The organism is Micromonospora sp. BL1 (assembly GCF_003667485.1).
GTDB lineage: Bacteria > Actinomycetota > Actinomycetes > Mycobacteriales > Micromonosporaceae > Micromonospora > Micromonospora tulbaghiae.
Map to the genome: position 1 here is coordinate 1 of NZ_RCVK01000360.1, position 16,407 is coordinate 16,407.

The window sequence follows — 16,407 nt, forward strand, 5'->3', positions numbered from 1 at the left end:
GAGCAGGGCTTCGCCCTGTCGGCGCTGGAACGCGCGCACGGTCGGGATGCCGGGTGGGGGTGGCTGGCGGGCGCCGTCGAGGAAGAAGCCGGTGAACCCCGCGAGCACTCCGGTCAGGTCGGCCGGGTCGACGTCGGCGGTCAGCGGCCGGGCGGCCAGCAGCGCGTCGGGGTCGTGTCCGCCGTACACCTGCACGTTGACGACGGTGAGCAGCGTGTCCAGCCAGGCCGGCCCGCGGCAGGCCCACGGCCAGTCGACGACTGTGACCGACCCGTCCGGGCCGAGCAGCAGGTTGTCGGCGCGCACGTCGACGTGGCAGAGCGTGTCGCCGTCGAGCGCGGCCAGTCCCCGGTCGGCGGCGGCGCACAGTTCGGGCAGGTGGGACCGGGCCCACGGGTCGAGGTCGGCCGGCGGGTCGGCGGCGAGGCGCCGCCAGCCGCCGAAGTCGTGCGCGAGGTGTTCGGCAGCGGTGGGTGTGGTCGCGGCGGCGGGCGCCGGGGTGAGCGCGGCGGACATCGTCTCCAGTGTGGACAGCACGGCGGCCAGCTCGCCGGCCCGCCACGGGGTGACCGGATGCCGGCCCTCGACGTCGGCGAAGACCAGCGCGATCCAGTGCCCGTCGTCATAGCTGCCGAGCAGCCGGGGCGCGGGCGTGTCCGGCGGCAGGGCGGCGGCGATCCGGGCCTCGGCGCGGTGCAGGTCGGGGCTGCGGTCGTTCTGCGCCGGGCTGACCGCCTTGACGAAGGCCCGGCCACCGCCGGCGGTACGGACGCGGTCGGCGGTGCCGGGGGAGAAGCCGCCCGGCTGCGACAGCGCCGCCACCACCCGGTCGCCGAGGACGCCCTCGACGCCGTCGCGTACGTGCCCGGGCAGTTCGTGCCAGTGCAGCCGAGTCTTCGTCACGGTCCCACGGTGCGTGCCGTCCGCCGCCGGGGCAACCGGGTTAACCGTTGCGCGTGTAGTGCAGGACTACCACGCCGGCGTCGAACGGGCGCGCCGAGGTGAGCGTGAGCCGTCGCGGGTCGAAGCCGCTGTCGACGAGCTTGATGCCGCTGCCGACGACCACCGGGTTGAGCTTGACCACCAGCTCGTCGATCTCGTCGAGGAGCTGACCGGCGAGCCGGCCGCCGCCGCACAGCCAGATGTCGCGCCCCGGGCGGGTCTTGAGGTCGCGGACGAGGGCCGCCGGGTCACCGTCGACGACGTGCACGTCCGGGTAGTCGGCCGGGGGCAGGGAGCGGCTGAACACGTACTGCTCCAGGTGGGCGTACGGGCTGGTGACACCGAGCTTCAGGCCCGGCTCGTAGCTGCCGCGGCCCATCAGCACCGTGTCGAAGCGGCCGCTCGGCGGGGAGTCGATGCCGAGCTGGGCGTGGGCGAACGTGGGCAGCGTCTGGGGCCACTCGGCCACCAGGTGGGGTGCTAGGTCGGGCGTCAGCGGGAGGAAGTCGAACGTCCCGTCGGGCGCGGCGATGAAGCCGTCGAGGGTGCTGGCGACGAAGTACACGAGCTTGCGCAAACCGGCTCCGATGTCCGAGGTGATCCACGACGGCTGTCGTGGTTCGGCGATGAATGTACAACACCTGTCGTGGTTGTTGCTAGTGTGTTCGCGTGGCCAGGAATCCGGAACGCCGTACCCTGCTCGCCGACGCCGGCCTGCGGGTGCTCGCCGACGCGGGCGCGCGGGGGCTGACCCACCGCGCGGTCGACGCCGAGGCGGGCGTGCCCACCGGCACCACCTCGAACTACTTCCCGTCCCGCGCGGCGCTGCTCGCCGGCCTGGCCGAACGGATCTTCGACCGGATCGCGCCCGACCCGGACGTGCTGGCCGACCTCGGCCGCCGCGAGCCGTCACTCGCGCTGATGACCGACTACCTGCGCGACATCGTCGCGCGCACCACCCGCGAGCCGGGCCTCACCCGGGCGCTGTTCGAGCTGCGGCTGGAGGCCGCCCGCCGCCCGGAGCTGCGGGCCGCGCTCGGCGGCGTGCTGCGCCGGGGGTACGCCGACGACGTCGCCCACCACCTCGCCGCCGGACTGCCCGGCGGGGCGTACGAGGTGGCGCTGCTGCACTACGCGGTCGACGGGCTCCTGCTCGACCTGCTCACCACCTCGATCGACGCCGGGTTCGACACCGATCAGGTGGTCTCGGACCTCGTCTCCCGTCTGGTCGACGACGCCGCCGATTGAGCCTCCTCGCCGTGCGTTAACCCGGGGCGGCCAGCGGGAACGCTGGCGCGGACGCCCCTGGGAAGGAGCAACGGATGAGGGAACGCACCGGACTGACCATCGGCGTGCTCGGCTCCTACGGCGGTCGCAACCTCGGCGACGAGGCGATCCTCACGGGTCTGCTGGACGATCTGCGCCGCCACGAGCCCAACGCCCGGATCATCGTCTTCTCCCGCAACCCGGCGCACACCGCGCTGGCCCACCCCGAGGTCGAGGCGGTGCCGTGGGAGGGCGTCAGCCGGGTCGACTCGTCCCCGGTGCTCAACCAGCTCGACCTGCTCATCCTCGGCGGCGGCGGGATCCTCTACGACAAGGAGGCCCGGCGCTACCTGCGGGTGGTCCGGGTCGCCCAGGAGCGAGGGCTGCCGCTGATCACGTACGCGGTGGGGGTCGGCCCGCTCACCGACACGCTGGACAGCGGCATGGTGCGCGAGACGCTGGCGCAGGCCGTCGAGGTGACGGTCCGCGACCAGGAGTCGCGGATGGTGCTGGAGGAGGCCGGTCTGGTGAACCCGATCACCGTGACCGCCGACCCGGCGTTCCTGCTCGAACCGGAGGAGTTCCCCCAGCAGTGGCTGCGTGAGGAGGGCGTACCGGCCGGCTCCCGGCTGGTCGGGCTCAGCGTGCGCGAGCCGGGCCGGGCCGCCGAACGGCTCGACGTGGACGGCTACCACCGGCTGCTCGCCCAGATCGGTGACTTCCTGGTGCACCGGATCGACGCGTACGTGCTGTTCGTGCCGATGGAGCGCGACGACATCCGGCACTCCCACGGCGTGCTGTCGCACATGACCGCCGCCGACCGGGGCCGGATCCTGCACGGCGACTACCGTCCGGCGCAGATCCTCGGCCTGATGCGCCACTTCGACCTCGCGGTCGGCATGCGGCTGCACTTCCTGATCTTCGCGGCCATGATGGGCACGCCGTTCCTGCCGCTGCCGTACGCCGGAAAGGTCTTCGACCTGGCCCAGCGGCTCGGCGTGCCGGCGCTGCGCGGCGTGGAACGGGAGGTGGAGGGCCCGCTGCTGGCCGAGGTGGACCGGTTGTGGGACGAGCGGGCGGCCCGGGCCGACGCGACCGCGCGGCGGGTCGCGGAGGTGTGCGAGCAGGCGCGCGGCACCTCCCAGGTGACCCGCAGCGTGCTGGACAGCATCCGGGCCCGCACGCTGACGACGGCGGTGTGAGCCGGGCCGTCAGACCGCCGGGCCGCGCCAGGCGTAGACCCACTCCCCGCCCGGCTCGTGGTCCGACTCCAGCTCGTAGATCTGCGCCTCCGCGAGGCCCTTCGACCCGAGGTGGTGGTGGGTCAGCGGCGGGCGGCCGTTGACGTCCAGCTCGACGGTCACGGTCTCGCCGTCGGCCGCGCCGCCCACCAGAGGGATCTGCACCGTGGAAGCCATGCGCCCATCCTGCACCGGCCGGCCCGCCCGCGCAGGGGATCACGCGGGGCAGCGAACCGGACACGCCGCGTACTAGGGTCCGGGGATGGCGCACCCGACGATCGATCCGGCACTCGGTCCGGTCATCGCCCGCACGGGCGGCGAACGGGCGATCCTCGACGCGTTCCTCGACTTCCACCGAGCCAACGTGCTGCGCAAGGCGCGCGGCCTGACCGACGCCGACGCCGCCCGGCGTCTGGTGCCCTCGCTGACCACCCTGGCCGGGCTGCTCAAGCACCTGGCCCTGGTCGAACGGAACTGGTTCCGCTGCCTGTTCGCCCCGGAGCCGGGCGACGTCTACCTCACCTCCCAGGCCGAAGCCGACGCCAGCTTCACGCTGGGCCCCGGCGAGACGGTGGAGGCGCTCGCGGCCGCGTACGAGGCGGCCTGCGACCGCTCCCGCCGGGTCGCCGCGCGGTTCGACCTCGATCACGTGGTGCCGCACCCGCAGCTCGGTGAGGTGTCGCTGCGCTGGGTGCTGGTGCACCTGATCGAGGAGACCGCCCGGCACGCCGGGCACGCTGACATCCTGCGCGAGCTGACCGACGGCGAGACCGGCGCGATCTGAGGGGTCACTCGCGGGGCAGCAGCCCGTCCGGGTACTCCATCCCGTCGTGCGTGCAGGCGGCGGCGGCCACCCGGGCGGCGTACCGGGCCGCGTCGAGGACGCCCGCACCGCGCAGCCGGGCGGCGATCACCCCGGCCGCGAACGCGTCCCCGGCGCCGTTGGTGTCCACCACCGGCCCGGGCGGGGTGGCGGCGGGCACGTGCGCCGGCGGGCCGTCCGGCGTGTGCAGCGTCGCGCCGGCCGCCCCGCCGGTGACCAGCACCGTGCGCGGCGCCAGCCGGGCCGCCTCCGCCGCGGCCCGCTCGCCGAGTCGCGTGTCGCTGACGAAGACCAGGTCCGCGATCCGGGCGAACGGGCGGTGGTAGTCGTTCTCGCCGTCCCAGTCGTGCAGGTCGGTGGAGACCGACGTGGCGGCACGCAGCACCGCCAGCGAGTCCCGGGCCCAATCCATGATCGACAGGTGGACGTGGGTGGCCTCGGCGACGAGCGCGGCGAGCTCCGCCTCGCCGAACGGCGCCGGCCCCGACCAGGGACGCGGGTCGTGCAGCGACATCCGCCGCCCGTCCGGGTCGACCAGGTTCACCGAGCGGCGGGTGCCGGCCGGCGCGTCGGCGAGCGTGGTTCGGATCGAGGTACGCGCCAGCGCCGCCCGCACCACGTCACCGGCCGGGTCGGCGCCCAGCACGTCGACGAGCGCCACCCGTAGGCCGAGCGCGTGCGCGGCCAGCGCGACCCCGGCGCCGGTGTTGCCGATCCGCATGTCGATCGGCGGCACCAGCAGCGAGTCGGCGACGGGCGGCGGCAGGGCGGGCACCTGGACGCGGACGTCCACGCCGAGCCCGCCGATCACGAGAAGGTCGACCATGGCGCCGACGATAGCGACGCCCGGCGGCCTATCCTGACTCCCCGGGTGCCGTCTTCCGGCCCCGGCGTCGGCGAGGGGGAGCAGTGCTGGTCATCCACGGGTTGTGGCTGCCCGGCGCCGGGCTCGCCCTGTGGGCCGAGGACAGCACACTCCCGGCCCGCGCGCCCCGTCGTCCCGGCCGCGTCCCGCGCGAGCGCCCGCACCCGTTCGCCGCCGGTCACGCCACGCTCGCCGCCGCGCTCGGCGTGCCGGGCGAGCCGATCTCCGTACTGCTGGACCTGCCGACCCGGGCCGGCTCGCCGCTGGACTCGCCGGAGCTGGTCCGGGCCACCGTCGGGGAACCGGTCCGCGGCCCGGTCACCCGCGCCGGATGGCGGGCGCCCGCCCTGGGGTACGCCCCGGACGACGCGTACGCGCTGCTGCGCGCGCCGATGCCGGGCCCGGTCGGGGCGAGCCTGCGGCACCTGTGCGAGCTGGCCGACTTCGCCGCCGACCTGGTCGTACGCGGACGCCTGCTGCCGGTCGCGCTGGAGGCGTACCCCGATGGTGTTCCCGACGGTGGACCGGCCGCGACCGGCCGGCGGACCTCGGCGGTGCGGGTGCCGGCGGCCTCGGGCGTCGCGGGGTCCGGGCGGCGGTTACGGGCCGTGGGGGCGGACGACGTGGCGACCGGGAAGGCGCTCTGGCGGCCGCTGCTCACCGGCACCGACGCGACCTGGGCGCGTGACCTGGCGATGGCGTTGCCACCGGCGGCTCGCGCCGCCCGGGAATGGCGGCCCGAGCCCTGGGGTGCGCCGGTGGCCGGCGCGGCGGCACCGGTCGGGGCGGGCGATCACGGCGCGGCGGGCGGTCCGGCGGAGGACGCGTGGACCGGGCGGGCCGGCGACATCGGGGCGTCTGAGTTGGTCGCGGAGGCGCTGGACGGGCTCGTCGACGCGGCCGCCCGGGTGGCGCTCGCCGGCAACCGGCTGCACCGGGGGATGCGCCCGGTCGGCGCGGTGCCGCGCTGGCTGGCCGCGCTCACCGGCCCGGAACGCGCCTTCCCGGCCGAGCCAGCCGCGCTGGCCACCCTGCGCGAGGAACTGGACGCGTGGCAGCGCGACGCCGCGGGCGGCGCGGTACGGGCCACGTTCCGCCTCGTCGAGCCGGCCGTCGACCCGGTCGCCGAACTGGTCGAGGACGCTGTCTGGCGGGTCGAGTTCGGCCTGCACCCGGCCGACGAGCCGGGCCTCGTGGTGGACGCCGCGCACATCTGGCAGCGGCCCGCGCCGGCGCTCGCCGCCCGTGGCGTGGAGCCGCAGGAGACGCTCCTGGCCGAGCTGGGCCGGGCGAGCCGGCTGTGGCCCGAGGTGGACGCCGCGCTGCGCACCGCCGCACCCGAGGGCATGGAGCTGGACGCCGAGGGCGCGCACCGGTTCCTGCGCGAGGGCGCCCCGGTGCTGCACGCGGCCGGGTTCGGGGTGCTGCTGCCGTCGTGGTGGCGACGTTCCTCGTCCCGGCTGGGCGCGCGGTTGCGGGCACGCAGCCGTACCGCACCGGGCGCGGTCGCCACCACCGCCGGGAAGCTGGGGCTGGACGCGCTCGTCGACTACCGCTGGGAGCTGGCGCTCGGCGACCAGCCGCTGACCGCCGAGGAACTGGCGTCGCTGGCCGACCTGAAGTCGCCGCTGGTCCGGCTGCGTGGCCAGTGGGTGGAGCTGGACCCGCAGCGACTGGAGGCCGGGCTGAAGCTGCTGCGGTCCTCCGGCGAGCTGACGGTGGCGGACCTGCTGCGGATGGGACTGTCCGGTGACGACCGGGCCGGTGAGCTGCCGGTGCTCGACGTGGTCGCCGACGGCGCGCTGGGCGAGCTGCTGGCCGGCGAGGCGGAGCGGCGGCTCACCCCGGCCGACCCGCCGCCGGGCTTCGCCGGGACGCTGCGGCCGTACCAGCGGCGCGGGCTGGCCTGGCTGGCGTTCCTCCAGTCGCTGGGGCTCGGCGGGATCCTCGCCGACGACATGGGCCTGGGCAAGACCGTGCAACTGCTCGCGCTGCTCGCCGGTGACCCGCCGGAGGCCGGGCCGACACTGCTGGTCTGCCCGATGTCGCTCGTCGGCAACTGGCAGCGGGAGGCGGCGAAGTTCGCGCCCGGTCTGCGCGTGCACGTGCACCACGGCGCCGAACGTGCCCGGGGCGAGGGCTTCGCCGCCGCCGTGCAGGAGGCGGACCTGGTGCTCACCACGTACTCGGTGGCCGCCCGGGACGCGTTCGAGCTGGCCGGCGTCGACTGGCACCGGGTGGTGGTGGACGAGGCGCAGGCGATCAAGAACGCCGCGACCCGGCAGGCCGAGGCGGTCCGGTCGCTGCCCGCGCGGCACCGCGTCGCGGTCACCGGTACGCCTGTGGAGAACCGGCTCGCCGACCTCTGGTCGATCATGCAGTTCGCGAATCCCGGGCTGCTCGGACCGGCCGCGACGTTCCGCAAGCGCTTCGCCGAGCCGATCGAGCGGCACGGCGACGCCGAGATGGCCGAGCGGCTGCGCCGGATCACCGGCCCGTTCGTGCTGCGCCGCCTCAAGACCGACCCGACGATCATCACCGACCTGCCGGAGAAGCTGGAGATGGAGGTGGTCTGCAACCTCACCGCCGAGCAGGCCGCGCTCTACCGCGCAGTGGTCGACGACATGATGGCGAAGATCGAGTCCAGCGACGGGATCGAACGGCGCGGGCTGGTGCTGGCCACCATGACCCGGCTCAAGCAGGTCTGCAACCATCCCGCCCAGCTCCTGCACGACGGCTCCACGCTGGACGGCCGGTCCGGCAAGCTGGAACGCCTCGACGAGATCGTCGACGAGGTGCTGGCGGCGGGGGAGAAGGCGCTGCTGTTCACCCAGTACGCCGAGTTCGGCGGCATGCTGCGCGGGCACCTGTCGGCGCGTACCGGCCGGGAGGTGCTGCTGTTGCACGGCGGCGTCGGCAAGGCCGAACGGGACGCCATGGTGACCCGGTTCCAGTCGCCGCAGGGCCCGCCGCTGTTCGTCCTGTCGCTCAAGGCCGGCGGGACCGGGCTGACCCTGACCGCCGCCAACCACGTGGTGCACGTGGACCGGTGGTGGAACCCGGCCGTCGAGGACCAGGCCACCGACCGGGCGTTCCGCATCGGACAGCGCCGCCGTGTGCAGGTCCGCAAGTTCGTCTGCGCCGGCACCGTCGAGGAGAAGGTGGCCGCGATGATCGCCGACAAGCGCAGCCTGGCCCGGTCGGTGGTGGGCAGCGGCGAGCAGTGGGTCACCGAGCTGTCCACCGATACGCTGCGCGACCTGTTCACCCTGGAGTCCGGGGCGGTGGTCGAGTGAGCCCGGCCGACCGGTTCGAGGACTACGGGCCACCGCTGCGGGTCGAGGGCGGCCTGCGGGCACGCAGCACCCGGGGCGCGATCGGGCAGTCCTGGTGGTCGCGGCGGTTCGTGGAGGTGCTGGAGTCGTTCGCGCTGGGCTCCCGGCTGACCCGTGGCCGGGCGTACGCGCGCCGGGGGCAGGTGCTCCGGCTGGACGTGTCGCCGGGGACGGTCACCGCCGAGGTGCAGGGCTCCCGGCCGCGTCCCTACCCGGTACGGATCGGGCTGGCCGCGTACCCGGAGGAGACCTGGCGGCGGATCGAGGCCGAGCTGGCCGGGCAGGCGTTCTTCAGCGCCCGGCTGCTCGCCGGTGACCTGCCGGCCGAGTTGGAGGAGCTGTTCACCGAGGCGGGCGCGCCGCTGTTCCCGGCCGCGATCGGCGAGCTGGACCAGAACTGCGGCTGCCCCGACTTCGCGGTGCCGTGCAAACATCTGGCGGCCACGTTCTACCTGCTCGCCGAGGCGTTCGACGCCGACCCGTTCCACCTGCTGCACTGGCGCGGCCGGTCCCGCGCCGAGCTGCTCGACCGGCTGCGTACGCTGCGCGGCGCCGGCGACGTGGACGGGACCGGCGGCCCGGCGACGGACCACAGTGGACGCGGCGACGCGGACGCCGGGCCGGAATCGGCCACGGGTGCGACGAACGGTGTGCCGGTGGTCGGCGCGGCGCGCGCCCTGGCCGGGTTGCCGGCGGTCGAGCCGGACGCCGAGCTGGACCGGTTCTGGCTGGCCCCGGTGGCGCTGCCGGACCGGCCGCCCACGCTCGCCACCGGCCCGGAGCTGCTGCTGCGTCAGCTCGGACCACCCGGGGCCGCGGTCGGCGGGCCGGGCCTGGCCGAACGGCTGCGGCGGGCGTACCGGGAGTTCAGCCGCGGCGAAGCCGCGCCCCCCAGGGAGTTCGGCCGCGGCGAAGCCGCGCCCTCCAGGGAGGCCGACGACGGGGAACGGTGAGCGTCCCCGCCGCTACAGCAACCGGCGGCGGAAGCGCCACATCACCGCGGCGTTGGCGACGAGCACCACCGCGCAGATCGCCCCGGCCAGCCGCCCGACGAGCACTGTCATCGCCGGCAGCGAAGCCCACAGCACGATCGTCAACAGCATCATGTACCGGCCCCGGCGGCCCTTGATCCGGCTGTCCAGCCGGGCGAAGAAGCGTGGATCACTCTCCCGCAGTTTGCGGGTGATCTGTTCGAACCTGCGCTGATCCTCTTGGCTGAGCATGGCGGTGCCTTCCCCTCACGGCTTCAGCGGTTCGGCGGCATACCCGCATCGGAGGCCGGTCACGCGCCGCCGCTGCTGCTGTTTCGCCGGACCGGACAGGCGGAACGAGGTTCTCAGCGCAGGCTTATCCGTACCTTAAGTTTCGGTGAGGCGGTGAACGCTCCCGGCGGTGTCGGGCCGGTGCGAAACCTCGCATCCGGGCGGTGCGCGCCCGGGTCGGCCCTGCTCCGGGGGCCGCCGCGCCCCCGCCGCCGCGACGGGCCCTGCCCGGCGGGCCTGAGCACCGTCTTAAGTGCGCTCACGGGCGCATTCGGCGTGCCTTGAGCGGCCGGGACGGCATGGCTACTTTCCCGTAGGCAACTTCTCCGGCAACCGTCGCCGCCCCTGCGCCACCCGACCCCCATCGGGTGGCAGGCGTGCCGGCGCTCGAAGAAAACGGGATAGGTACATGGCCGACCTGAACGTGCCACCGCGTCGACCCCGGGACGACCGCGGCTGGGACGGATACCAGCACCCCCATCCGGACGGGTACCGCGATCCGCACGCCGCGCCGTACACCGGTGGTAACCCCGCGTCGGGCCCGCAGTGGGTAGGGCCGAACGGCTTCGCCCCCGCGGCACAGACCCCCGCCGGCTACCCCCAGCCCGGCGGCTACGCCCAGCCCGCAGGCGGGTACGGCCCGCCGCCCGGCGGCGGACTGCCCGACCTGGACGACGACGGCGACGAGGCCCCGAAGCGGGGCCGCCGCCGGGCGCTCGCCACCCTCGGTGGCGCCGTGGTGGTCGCCGGTGGCGCCGCCCTGGCCATGTCCCCGCAGGTGCGCGGCCTGTTCAGTGACGCGCCGGCCGGTGACGCCACCGGCACGGTCACCACCGACGGCAACGCGGCCCGGCCCAGCGGGCAGCAGCCCAGCACGGTACGGACCTACACCGAGCAGAACGAGAGCTACATGGGCTCCCGGGCCGGCGAGGCGCTCAAGCGCAACGCCCCGTCCGGTGGCCGGCTCTACGGCAGCCCGGCCGAAGCCGCCGCGGCGACCAAGGTGACGGTGAAGACGGTCCTCGCCAAGGATCCGATCCGGCACCTGTTGAGCCGGACCACCTTCGGTCCGACGACGAAGATGATGGCCGAGGTCAAGCGCGTCGGCATCGACGACTGGCTGCGTGAGCAGCTCCAGCCGGAGAAGATCGCCCCGACGAAGGCCGAGATGAAGCTGGCCGAGCTGCAGTCGCTCAAGCTCAACCCGACGCAGCTCCGCGACCAGCGCGAACAGCTCAACGAGAAGGGCGTCGACCCGGCCCGGGAGACGGTGGACGCCACCATCGCCCGGCAGATCTGGTCCGACCGGCAGCTGTTCGAGGTGATGGTCGACTTCTGGAACGACTTCCTGCACGTCGCCGCCGACTTCGACGGCGGGGAGAACTACCGCAACGCGTTCGACCGGGACGTCATCCGCAAGCACGCGCTGGGCAGCTACCCGGAGATGCTCGTCGCCGCGAACAAGCACCCGGCGCTGCTGCTCTACCTGAACCAGGTCGACTCGCGTAAGGACGCGGTCAACGAGAACCTGGCCCGGGAGAACCTGGAGCTGTACTCGGTGGGCGTCGACGGCGGCTACACCGAGAAGGACGTCCGCCAGGCCGCGCTGCTCCAGACCGGACGTGGTGTCGCCGACGGCAAGTACAAGTTCTTCGCCGAGCGGCACTACCTCGGCAAGGTGAAGATCCTCGGGTTCAGCCACGCCAACAACTCCGACGACCCGGTGGCCGCCGACAAGGTCATCGACTCGTACATCCGCTACATCGCGATGCACCCGTCGACCGCGCGGTACGTGGCACAGAACCTCGCCACCCGGTTCGTCTCCGACACCCCGCCGAAGTCCGTGGTGGACCGGCTCGCCAAGGCGTACACCACCAACAAGGGGCAGATCCGCCCGGTGCTGGCGACGCTGTTCAGCTCCTCGGAGTTCTGGGCCGCGATCGGCCAGAAGGTACGCCGCCCGATGGAGTACCTGGTCGCCACGTACCGGGCGCTGGGTGTCTCGCCGGAGGCGGCCCCCGACTACTCCGGCGACAACCGGCGTACCCCGTTCGCACAGGGCCTGCGGCAGATCCAGGACAAGATGCGCGAGCTCGGGCAGTACCCGATGGGCAAGCCCACCCCGGACGGCTACGCCGACGTCTACCTGGCCTGGACCTCGGCCGGCACGATGATCGACGGCTGGAACGAGGCGGGTGACCTGATCGCCGGCTACCGCAAGCAGTTCACCTTCGCCAAGCCGGAGAAGCTGGTCGCGAAGCCGCCGGCCACCGCCGGGGCGTACGTGGACGCGCTGGCCCAGCGGCTGGTGCAGCAGAAGCTCAGCGCCAAGGAGAAGAAGCTGGTGCTCGCCGTGGCCGGTGTGTCCGAGAGCGCCAAGGTCGACGCCACCTTCAACGGGGCCATCGCCGCTGTCGCGCGGACGATCCTCGCGTCCCCCCAGCACCACCTCCGGTGAGGCATTCGATGGAGATGACCGTGAACCCGTACCCCCTGCACCCCGAATGCCCCGACCTGCGGCGGCTGGCCGACAACCCGGCCGAGGCGCTGCTGCGCGCGGAGGCGGACATCGTCGCGGCCGAGAACGCGGCCGAGGCCGACCGGTACCGCCGGCTGGAGGAGGTCGAGGAGGCGCAGCAGGACGGCCGGGGCGTCACCCGGCGTACCTTCGTGGCCGGCGCCGCCGCGACCGCGACCGCGCTCGCGACCGCGCAGTTCGTCACCACGTCGGCGTCGTTCGCCGCGACCAAGACCGGCACGCTGATCCACGTCTTCCTCTACGGCGGGCTGGACGGGCTGAGCCTGGTCGCACCGGCGAACGACCCGGTGCTCGCCAAGGCCCGCCCCGACCTGCTGCTCGGCGAGGACTCGCTGGCGCTGGCCCGCGGCTTCAAGCTCACCAGCGCGTTCGCGCCGCTGGAGAAGTGGCTCAAGGCCGGTCAGCTCGGCTTCGTGCCGGCCGTGTCCGACCCGCGGCTGTCCCGCAGCCACTTCCAGGCCGCCGACGCCTGCAACCTGGGCGGCCTGCCGGGTGAGACCGGCGGCCGGGGCTGGCTGGACAGCCTGGTCGACTCGCTCGGCAAGGGCACCGCGTTCCGCAGCGTCGGCATCGGCAGCACGCTGCCCCGCTCGCTCGTCGGCGTGAACGGCGCGATCTCCCTCAACAGCGTCGGAGACCTGCGGCTCAACGGCGACGACAAGTTCCGCGCGGCCACCGAGAAGGCGATCCGCGGCCTGTTCACCGGCATCAACCACCCGGTCGAGGAGGCGGTCATCGAGGGCATGGGCGCGCTCGCCACCGCCCAGAAGCTCGCCGCCAAGCCGTACGCCGCCGCCGAGGGTGTCCAGTACCAGGGCGTCGGGAACGCGTTCAAGCAGCTCGCCCAGCTCATCAAGGGCGGCGCGAACGTGCGGGTGGCCACCGTCGGCATGGGCGGCTACGACACCCACGAGAACCAGGGCACCCGCGAGGGCGGCCAGCTCTGGCGGCGGCTCAACGAACTCGCGAGCGCGATGGCCGCGTTCTTCACCGACCTGGGCGACCGGTCGGCGGACGTGACCATCATGGTGTCCAGCGAGTTCGGCCGCCGGGTCGGCTCGAACGGCGGCGGCACCGACCACGGGCACGGCGGCGTGGTCACCGTGCTGTCCGGCCGCAAGCTGGCGAACTCGCTGCTCGGCACCTGGAACGGGCTGGACAAGCTGGACAGCGGCGACGTGCCGGAATACAACAACATGTTCAACGTCTACGGATCCGTCGCGCAGGGCCGCTTCGGCCTGACCACCGCACAGGTGGACAAGGTCTTCCCCCGGCAGAAGTTCACCCCGGTCAAGATCTACGCGTGACGTACCAGGACACCCGCGCCGCCGGCCGCCGTACCCGGCATCCCGCCCCGTACGGCGGCCGTCCGGCTGCCCCCGTACCCCCAGGTCGGCCGCGCCGCGGACCCGGCGGCCGGCGTGCCCTCGCCGCGGTCTTCTGGCTGGGCCTGGTCGCCGCGGTCCTGCCGTGGTGGCTGGACACCCCGGCCGGTTCGCTCGCCGACACCGCCGACCTGCTGACCGCGGGCGGGCGGATCACCGGCCTGATCGCCGGCTACCTGCTGCTGGTGCAGGTGCTGATGATGAGCCGGCTCGGCGTGCTGGAACGCGCGCTCGGCGGCGAGCGGATCTCCCGGCTGCACCGGGACCTCGGCGCGACGCTGCTCGTGACGGTGCTCGCGCACATGTCGCTGCTGGTGGTCGGCTACTCCCGGCAGGAACGCAAGACGGTGCTCGGCGAGGTCGGCGCGCTGCTGACCGACTACGAGGACATGGTCTCCGCGTTCGTCGCCGCGGGCATCCTGGTCGCTGTCGCGTTCACCGCGGTACGCGCCGTGCGCCGACGCCTGCCGTACGAGCTGTGGCACCTGCTGCACGCCGCCAGCTACCTCACGCTGCTGCTCGGGTACGCGCACCAGTTCAGCAACGGCGCGCAGCTCTACGAGCCCGGGCCGGTGCGTACCGGCTGGATCGCCGCGTACCTGCTGGTCGTGGCCGCGCTGGTGTGGGGCCGGGTGCTCGCGCCGCTGGTGTTCAACCTGCGGCACCGGCTGCGCGTCGCCGACGTGGTGGCGGAGAGCCCGGACACCGTCTCGGTCTACCTGACCGGGCAGCGGCTCAACCAGATCGACCTGCTCGGCGGGCAGTTCTTCCGCTGGCGTTTCCTCAACCCCGGCTGCTGGTGGCAGTCGCACCCGTTCTCCGTCTCCGCCGCCGCCAACGACCGCTGGCTGCGGATCACCGTCAAGGTCGTCGGCGGGTACACCGCCGAGCTGCGCGACCTCACGCCCGGCACCCGGGTCTGGGCGCAGGGCCCGTCGGGCACGTTCACCGCCGCGCACCGCACCCGGGAACGGGCGCTGCTCATCGCCGGGGGCAGCGGCATCGCGCCGCTGCGGGCGATGCTGGAGGAACTGCCGCCCGGCGCGGCGCTGATCTACCGGGCGCGTACCCCGGCCGACGTCCTGCTGCACCAGGAGCTGGACTGGCTTGCGCAGGCCCGGCAGACGTCCGTCTGGTACGTCGTCGGCCGCCGCGACGACCCCGGCCCCCGCCAGGTGATGAACCCCGAGGGCCTGCGTCACCTCGTGCCCGACCTGACCCGCCGCGACGTCTACCTGTGCGGCCCCGGCGGTTTCGTCGACGAGGCGGTCGCCGCGCTGCGGGCGGCCGGCGTGCCCCGCCGCCAGATCCACCTGACCGCGTTCGAGCTGTAGGAGAGGCATCATCCATGCGTCGCGCGCTGCTCGCGATCACCGGCCTGGCCGCCGGCACCACCGCACTGGTGGTGCTCAAGGGCGCGCCCGGCGCCGGGCAGGCCACGCCGGACGTACCGGCCGCGCTGGCCCCGGTCGTGCCCGGCGGTTCGGCCGCGCCGGAGCCGCCGTCGCCCACCGGCTCCGCGCCCGGCGGCGTCACCCCGTCGCCGCGCGCCTCGTCGAAGCCCACCCCGAAGCCGTCCGCCGACCGCAGCGCGGCCAGCCGCGGCGGCACCCGCACCCGCACCACACCGGCCGCGCCGCGGACCACCACCAGCGCGCCGAAGGTCACCACCCGCACGGTGACCGGGCCGTCGGTCACCTACGAGTACGGCTCGCTCCAGGTCCGGATCACGCTCAGCGGCAGCCGGATCGTCGACGCCACAGGGATCGGACTGCCGCTGGGCGGGCAGTCCGGGCAGCGCAGCGACGACGTGCAGGCCCGCTACAGCGGCACCTCCGGTGAGGTGGTGGCCCGGCAGAGCGCCAACCTGAGCACCGTGTCCGGGGCCACCTACACCAGCACCGCGTACAAGCAGTCGTTGCAGGCCGCGCTGGACAAGGCGTGACCGTCCCGGCTCACGCCGGTGCCGGTGCCGTCGTCGTCGGTCCCGGTCCGTCCGCCCGGCCCGGCCTGCGCCGGGTCGAACAGATCATGGGTACGGCGATCAGCCTCGACCTGGCCGACGACCTGCCCTCGGAGACCCTGCACGAGCTGGCCGAGGACACGTTCGGCTGGCTGCGTGAGGTGGACGCGCGGTTCAGCACGTACCGGGACGACAGCGAGGTGTGCCGGGTCGACCGGGGCGAGCTGCGACCGGCCGACGCCTCCGCCGACCTGCGGGCCGTGCTGGCCGCCTGCGCCGACCTGTGGACCGCCACCGACGGGTTCTTCGACGCGTACGCGACGGGCCGCCTCGACCCGTCCGGCTACGTGAAGGGCTGGGCGGCGCAGGTCGCCTCGGACCGGCTGGTGGCCGCCGGCGCGCCGAACCACTGCGTGAACGCGGGCGGCGACGTGCGGGTACGCGGCCACGACGCGACCGGTGAGCCGTGGCGGATCGGGGTGCGGCATCCGTGGGACGCGGCGGCGACCTGCCTGGTGCTGACCGGCACCGACATCGCGGTCGCCACCTCGGGCGTGTACGAGCGCGGCCACCACGTGCTGGACCCGCGCCGGGGCGTACCGGCGACCGGCCTGCGTTCGGTGACGGTGGTGGGCCCGGACCTGGGCGTGGCGGACGCGTACGCGACGGCCGCGGTGGCGATGGGCGAACCCGGCCTGGCGTGGCTGGACCGCCTGCCGTCCCCCTGGCGGCACGCCGTGGTCACGGAGGAAGCCCACCTGCACCACTCCCGCACCCTCCCCACCC

Annotated in this window: 15 protein-coding genes; 10 read left to right on the top strand and 5 right to left on the bottom strand. The window is 74.2% G+C overall.

Annotated features, from left to right (window positions below):
* A partial coding sequence (locus EAD96_RS27200; protein ID WP_121686250.1) for a phosphotransferase occupies positions 1-903 on the bottom strand: 903 nt, incomplete at its 3' end.
* Between the two features lie 40 nt (positions 904-943).
* Positions 944-1,519 carry a dihydrofolate reductase family protein gene (locus tag EAD96_RS27205; RefSeq protein ID WP_120568658.1) on the bottom strand — a complete coding sequence of 192 codons (576 nt, stop codon included), beginning with the start codon at positions 1,517-1,519 and terminating at the stop codon, positions 944-946.
* Positions 1,520-1,611: 92 nt separating this feature from the next.
* Between EAD96_RS27205 and EAD96_RS27210 the strand changes: the two genes are divergently transcribed.
* Positions 1,612-2,190 (top strand): TetR/AcrR family transcriptional regulator, encoded by a 579-nt coding sequence (locus EAD96_RS27210; protein ID WP_120568659.1) that lies wholly within the window; start codon positions 1,612-1,614, stop codon positions 2,188-2,190.
* A gap of 74 nt (positions 2,191-2,264) precedes the next feature.
* Positions 2,265-3,410, top strand: a complete 1,146-nt coding sequence (locus tag EAD96_RS27215; RefSeq protein WP_120568660.1) for a polysaccharide pyruvyl transferase family protein — start codon at positions 2,265-2,267, stop codon at positions 3,408-3,410.
* A gap of 9 nt (positions 3,411-3,419) precedes the next feature.
* Here EAD96_RS27215 and EAD96_RS27220 read toward each other — a convergent pair whose 3' ends face one another.
* Complete coding sequence (locus EAD96_RS27220; RefSeq protein ID WP_120568661.1) at positions 3,420-3,626, bottom strand: hypothetical protein; 207 nt, start codon at positions 3,624-3,626, stop codon at positions 3,420-3,422.
* Between the two features lie 85 nt (positions 3,627-3,711).
* Here EAD96_RS27220 and EAD96_RS27225 point away from each other — a divergent pair, with 85 nt between their 5' ends.
* Positions 3,712-4,233: a DinB family protein gene (locus tag EAD96_RS27225; protein WP_121686251.1), complete on the top strand. Its 522-nt coding sequence runs from the start codon at positions 3,712-3,714 to the stop codon at positions 4,231-4,233.
* Positions 4,234-4,237: 4 nt separating this feature from the next.
* Here the strand turns inward: EAD96_RS27225 and EAD96_RS27230 are convergent, their stop codons facing one another.
* Positions 4,238-5,098 carry a carbohydrate kinase family protein gene (locus tag EAD96_RS27230; protein ID WP_121686252.1) on the bottom strand — a complete coding sequence of 287 codons (861 nt, stop codon included), beginning with the start codon at positions 5,096-5,098 and terminating at the stop codon, positions 4,238-4,240.
* 83 nt (positions 5,099-5,181) lie between these two features.
* On the opposite strand from EAD96_RS27230, the gene EAD96_RS27235 reads away from it, so the two are divergent.
* A complete protein-coding gene (locus EAD96_RS27235) occupies positions 5,182-8,433 on the top strand; it encodes a DEAD/DEAH box helicase (protein WP_121686253.1) in 3,252 nt (1,083 codons plus the stop codon).
* On the top strand, positions 8,430-9,425 hold the full coding sequence (locus EAD96_RS27240; RefSeq protein ID WP_121686254.1) for an SWIM zinc finger family protein: 996 nt from the start codon (positions 8,430-8,432) through the stop codon (positions 9,423-9,425). The genes EAD96_RS27235 and EAD96_RS27240 overlap by 4 nt, the downstream gene beginning before the upstream one ends.
* Positions 9,426-9,437: 12 nt before the next feature.
* On the opposite strand, the gene EAD96_RS27245 is transcribed toward EAD96_RS27240, so the two are convergent.
* On the bottom strand, positions 9,438-9,695 hold the full coding sequence (locus tag EAD96_RS27245) for a DUF3040 domain-containing protein (RefSeq protein ID WP_120568666.1): 258 nt from the start codon (positions 9,693-9,695) through the stop codon (positions 9,438-9,440).
* A 448-nt stretch (positions 9,696-10,143) separates the two neighbouring features.
* Here EAD96_RS27245 and EAD96_RS27250 point away from each other — a divergent pair, with 448 nt between their 5' ends.
* The 5 genes from EAD96_RS27250 to EAD96_RS27270 form a co-directional block, all read left to right on the top strand.
* On the top strand, positions 10,144-12,192 hold the full coding sequence (locus tag EAD96_RS27250) for a DUF1800 domain-containing protein (protein WP_120568667.1): 2,049 nt from the start codon (positions 10,144-10,146) through the stop codon (positions 12,190-12,192).
* Between the two features lie 8 nt (positions 12,193-12,200).
* Positions 12,201-13,580 carry a DUF1501 domain-containing protein gene (locus tag EAD96_RS27255; RefSeq protein ID WP_120568668.1) on the top strand — a complete coding sequence of 460 codons (1,380 nt, stop codon included), beginning with the start codon at positions 12,201-12,203 and terminating at the stop codon, positions 13,578-13,580.
* Entirely contained in the window at positions 13,577-14,992 is a 1,416-nt protein-coding gene (locus tag EAD96_RS27260) for a ferric reductase-like transmembrane domain-containing protein (RefSeq protein ID WP_121686255.1), read from the top strand. The genes EAD96_RS27255 and EAD96_RS27260 overlap by 4 nt, the downstream gene beginning before the upstream one ends.
* Positions 14,993-15,006: 14 nt before the next feature.
* Positions 15,007-15,603 (top strand): FMN-binding protein, encoded by a 597-nt coding sequence (locus EAD96_RS27265; RefSeq protein ID WP_120568670.1) that lies wholly within the window; start codon positions 15,007-15,009, stop codon positions 15,601-15,603.
* Positions 15,604-15,689: 86 nt separating this feature from the next.
* On the top strand, positions 15,690-16,407 hold a 718-nt coding region (locus tag EAD96_RS27270; RefSeq protein ID WP_147457938.1), incomplete at its 3' end, for an FAD:protein FMN transferase.

What these genes read in the sequence shown, in the direction of transcription:
- EAD96_RS27230 (WP_121686252.1), bottom strand. Translation starts at nt 5,098, where the DNA reads ATGGTCGACCTTCTCGTGATCGGCGGGCTCGGCGTGGACGTCCGCGTC.
- EAD96_RS27245 (WP_120568666.1), bottom strand. Translation starts at nt 9,695, where the DNA reads ATGCTCAGCCAAGAGGATCAGCGCAGGTTCGAACAGATCACCCGCAAA.
- EAD96_RS27215 (WP_120568660.1), top strand. Translation starts at nt 2,265, where the DNA reads ATGAGGGAACGCACCGGACTGACCATCGGCGTGCTCGGCTCCTACGGC.
- EAD96_RS27265 (WP_120568670.1), top strand. Translation starts at nt 15,007, where the DNA reads ATGCGTCGCGCGCTGCTCGCGATCACCGGCCTGGCCGCCGGCACCACC.
- EAD96_RS27255 (WP_120568668.1), top strand. Translation starts at nt 12,201, where the DNA reads ATGGAGATGACCGTGAACCCGTACCCCCTGCACCCCGAATGCCCCGAC.
- EAD96_RS27225 (WP_121686251.1), top strand. Translation starts at nt 3,712, where the DNA reads ATGGCGCACCCGACGATCGATCCGGCACTCGGTCCGGTCATCGCCCGC.
- EAD96_RS27250 (WP_120568667.1), top strand. Translation starts at nt 10,144, where the DNA reads ATGGCCGACCTGAACGTGCCACCGCGTCGACCCCGGGACGACCGCGGC.
- EAD96_RS27220 (WP_120568661.1), bottom strand. Translation starts at nt 3,626, where the DNA reads ATGGCTTCCACGGTGCAGATCCCTCTGGTGGGCGGCGCGGCCGACGGC.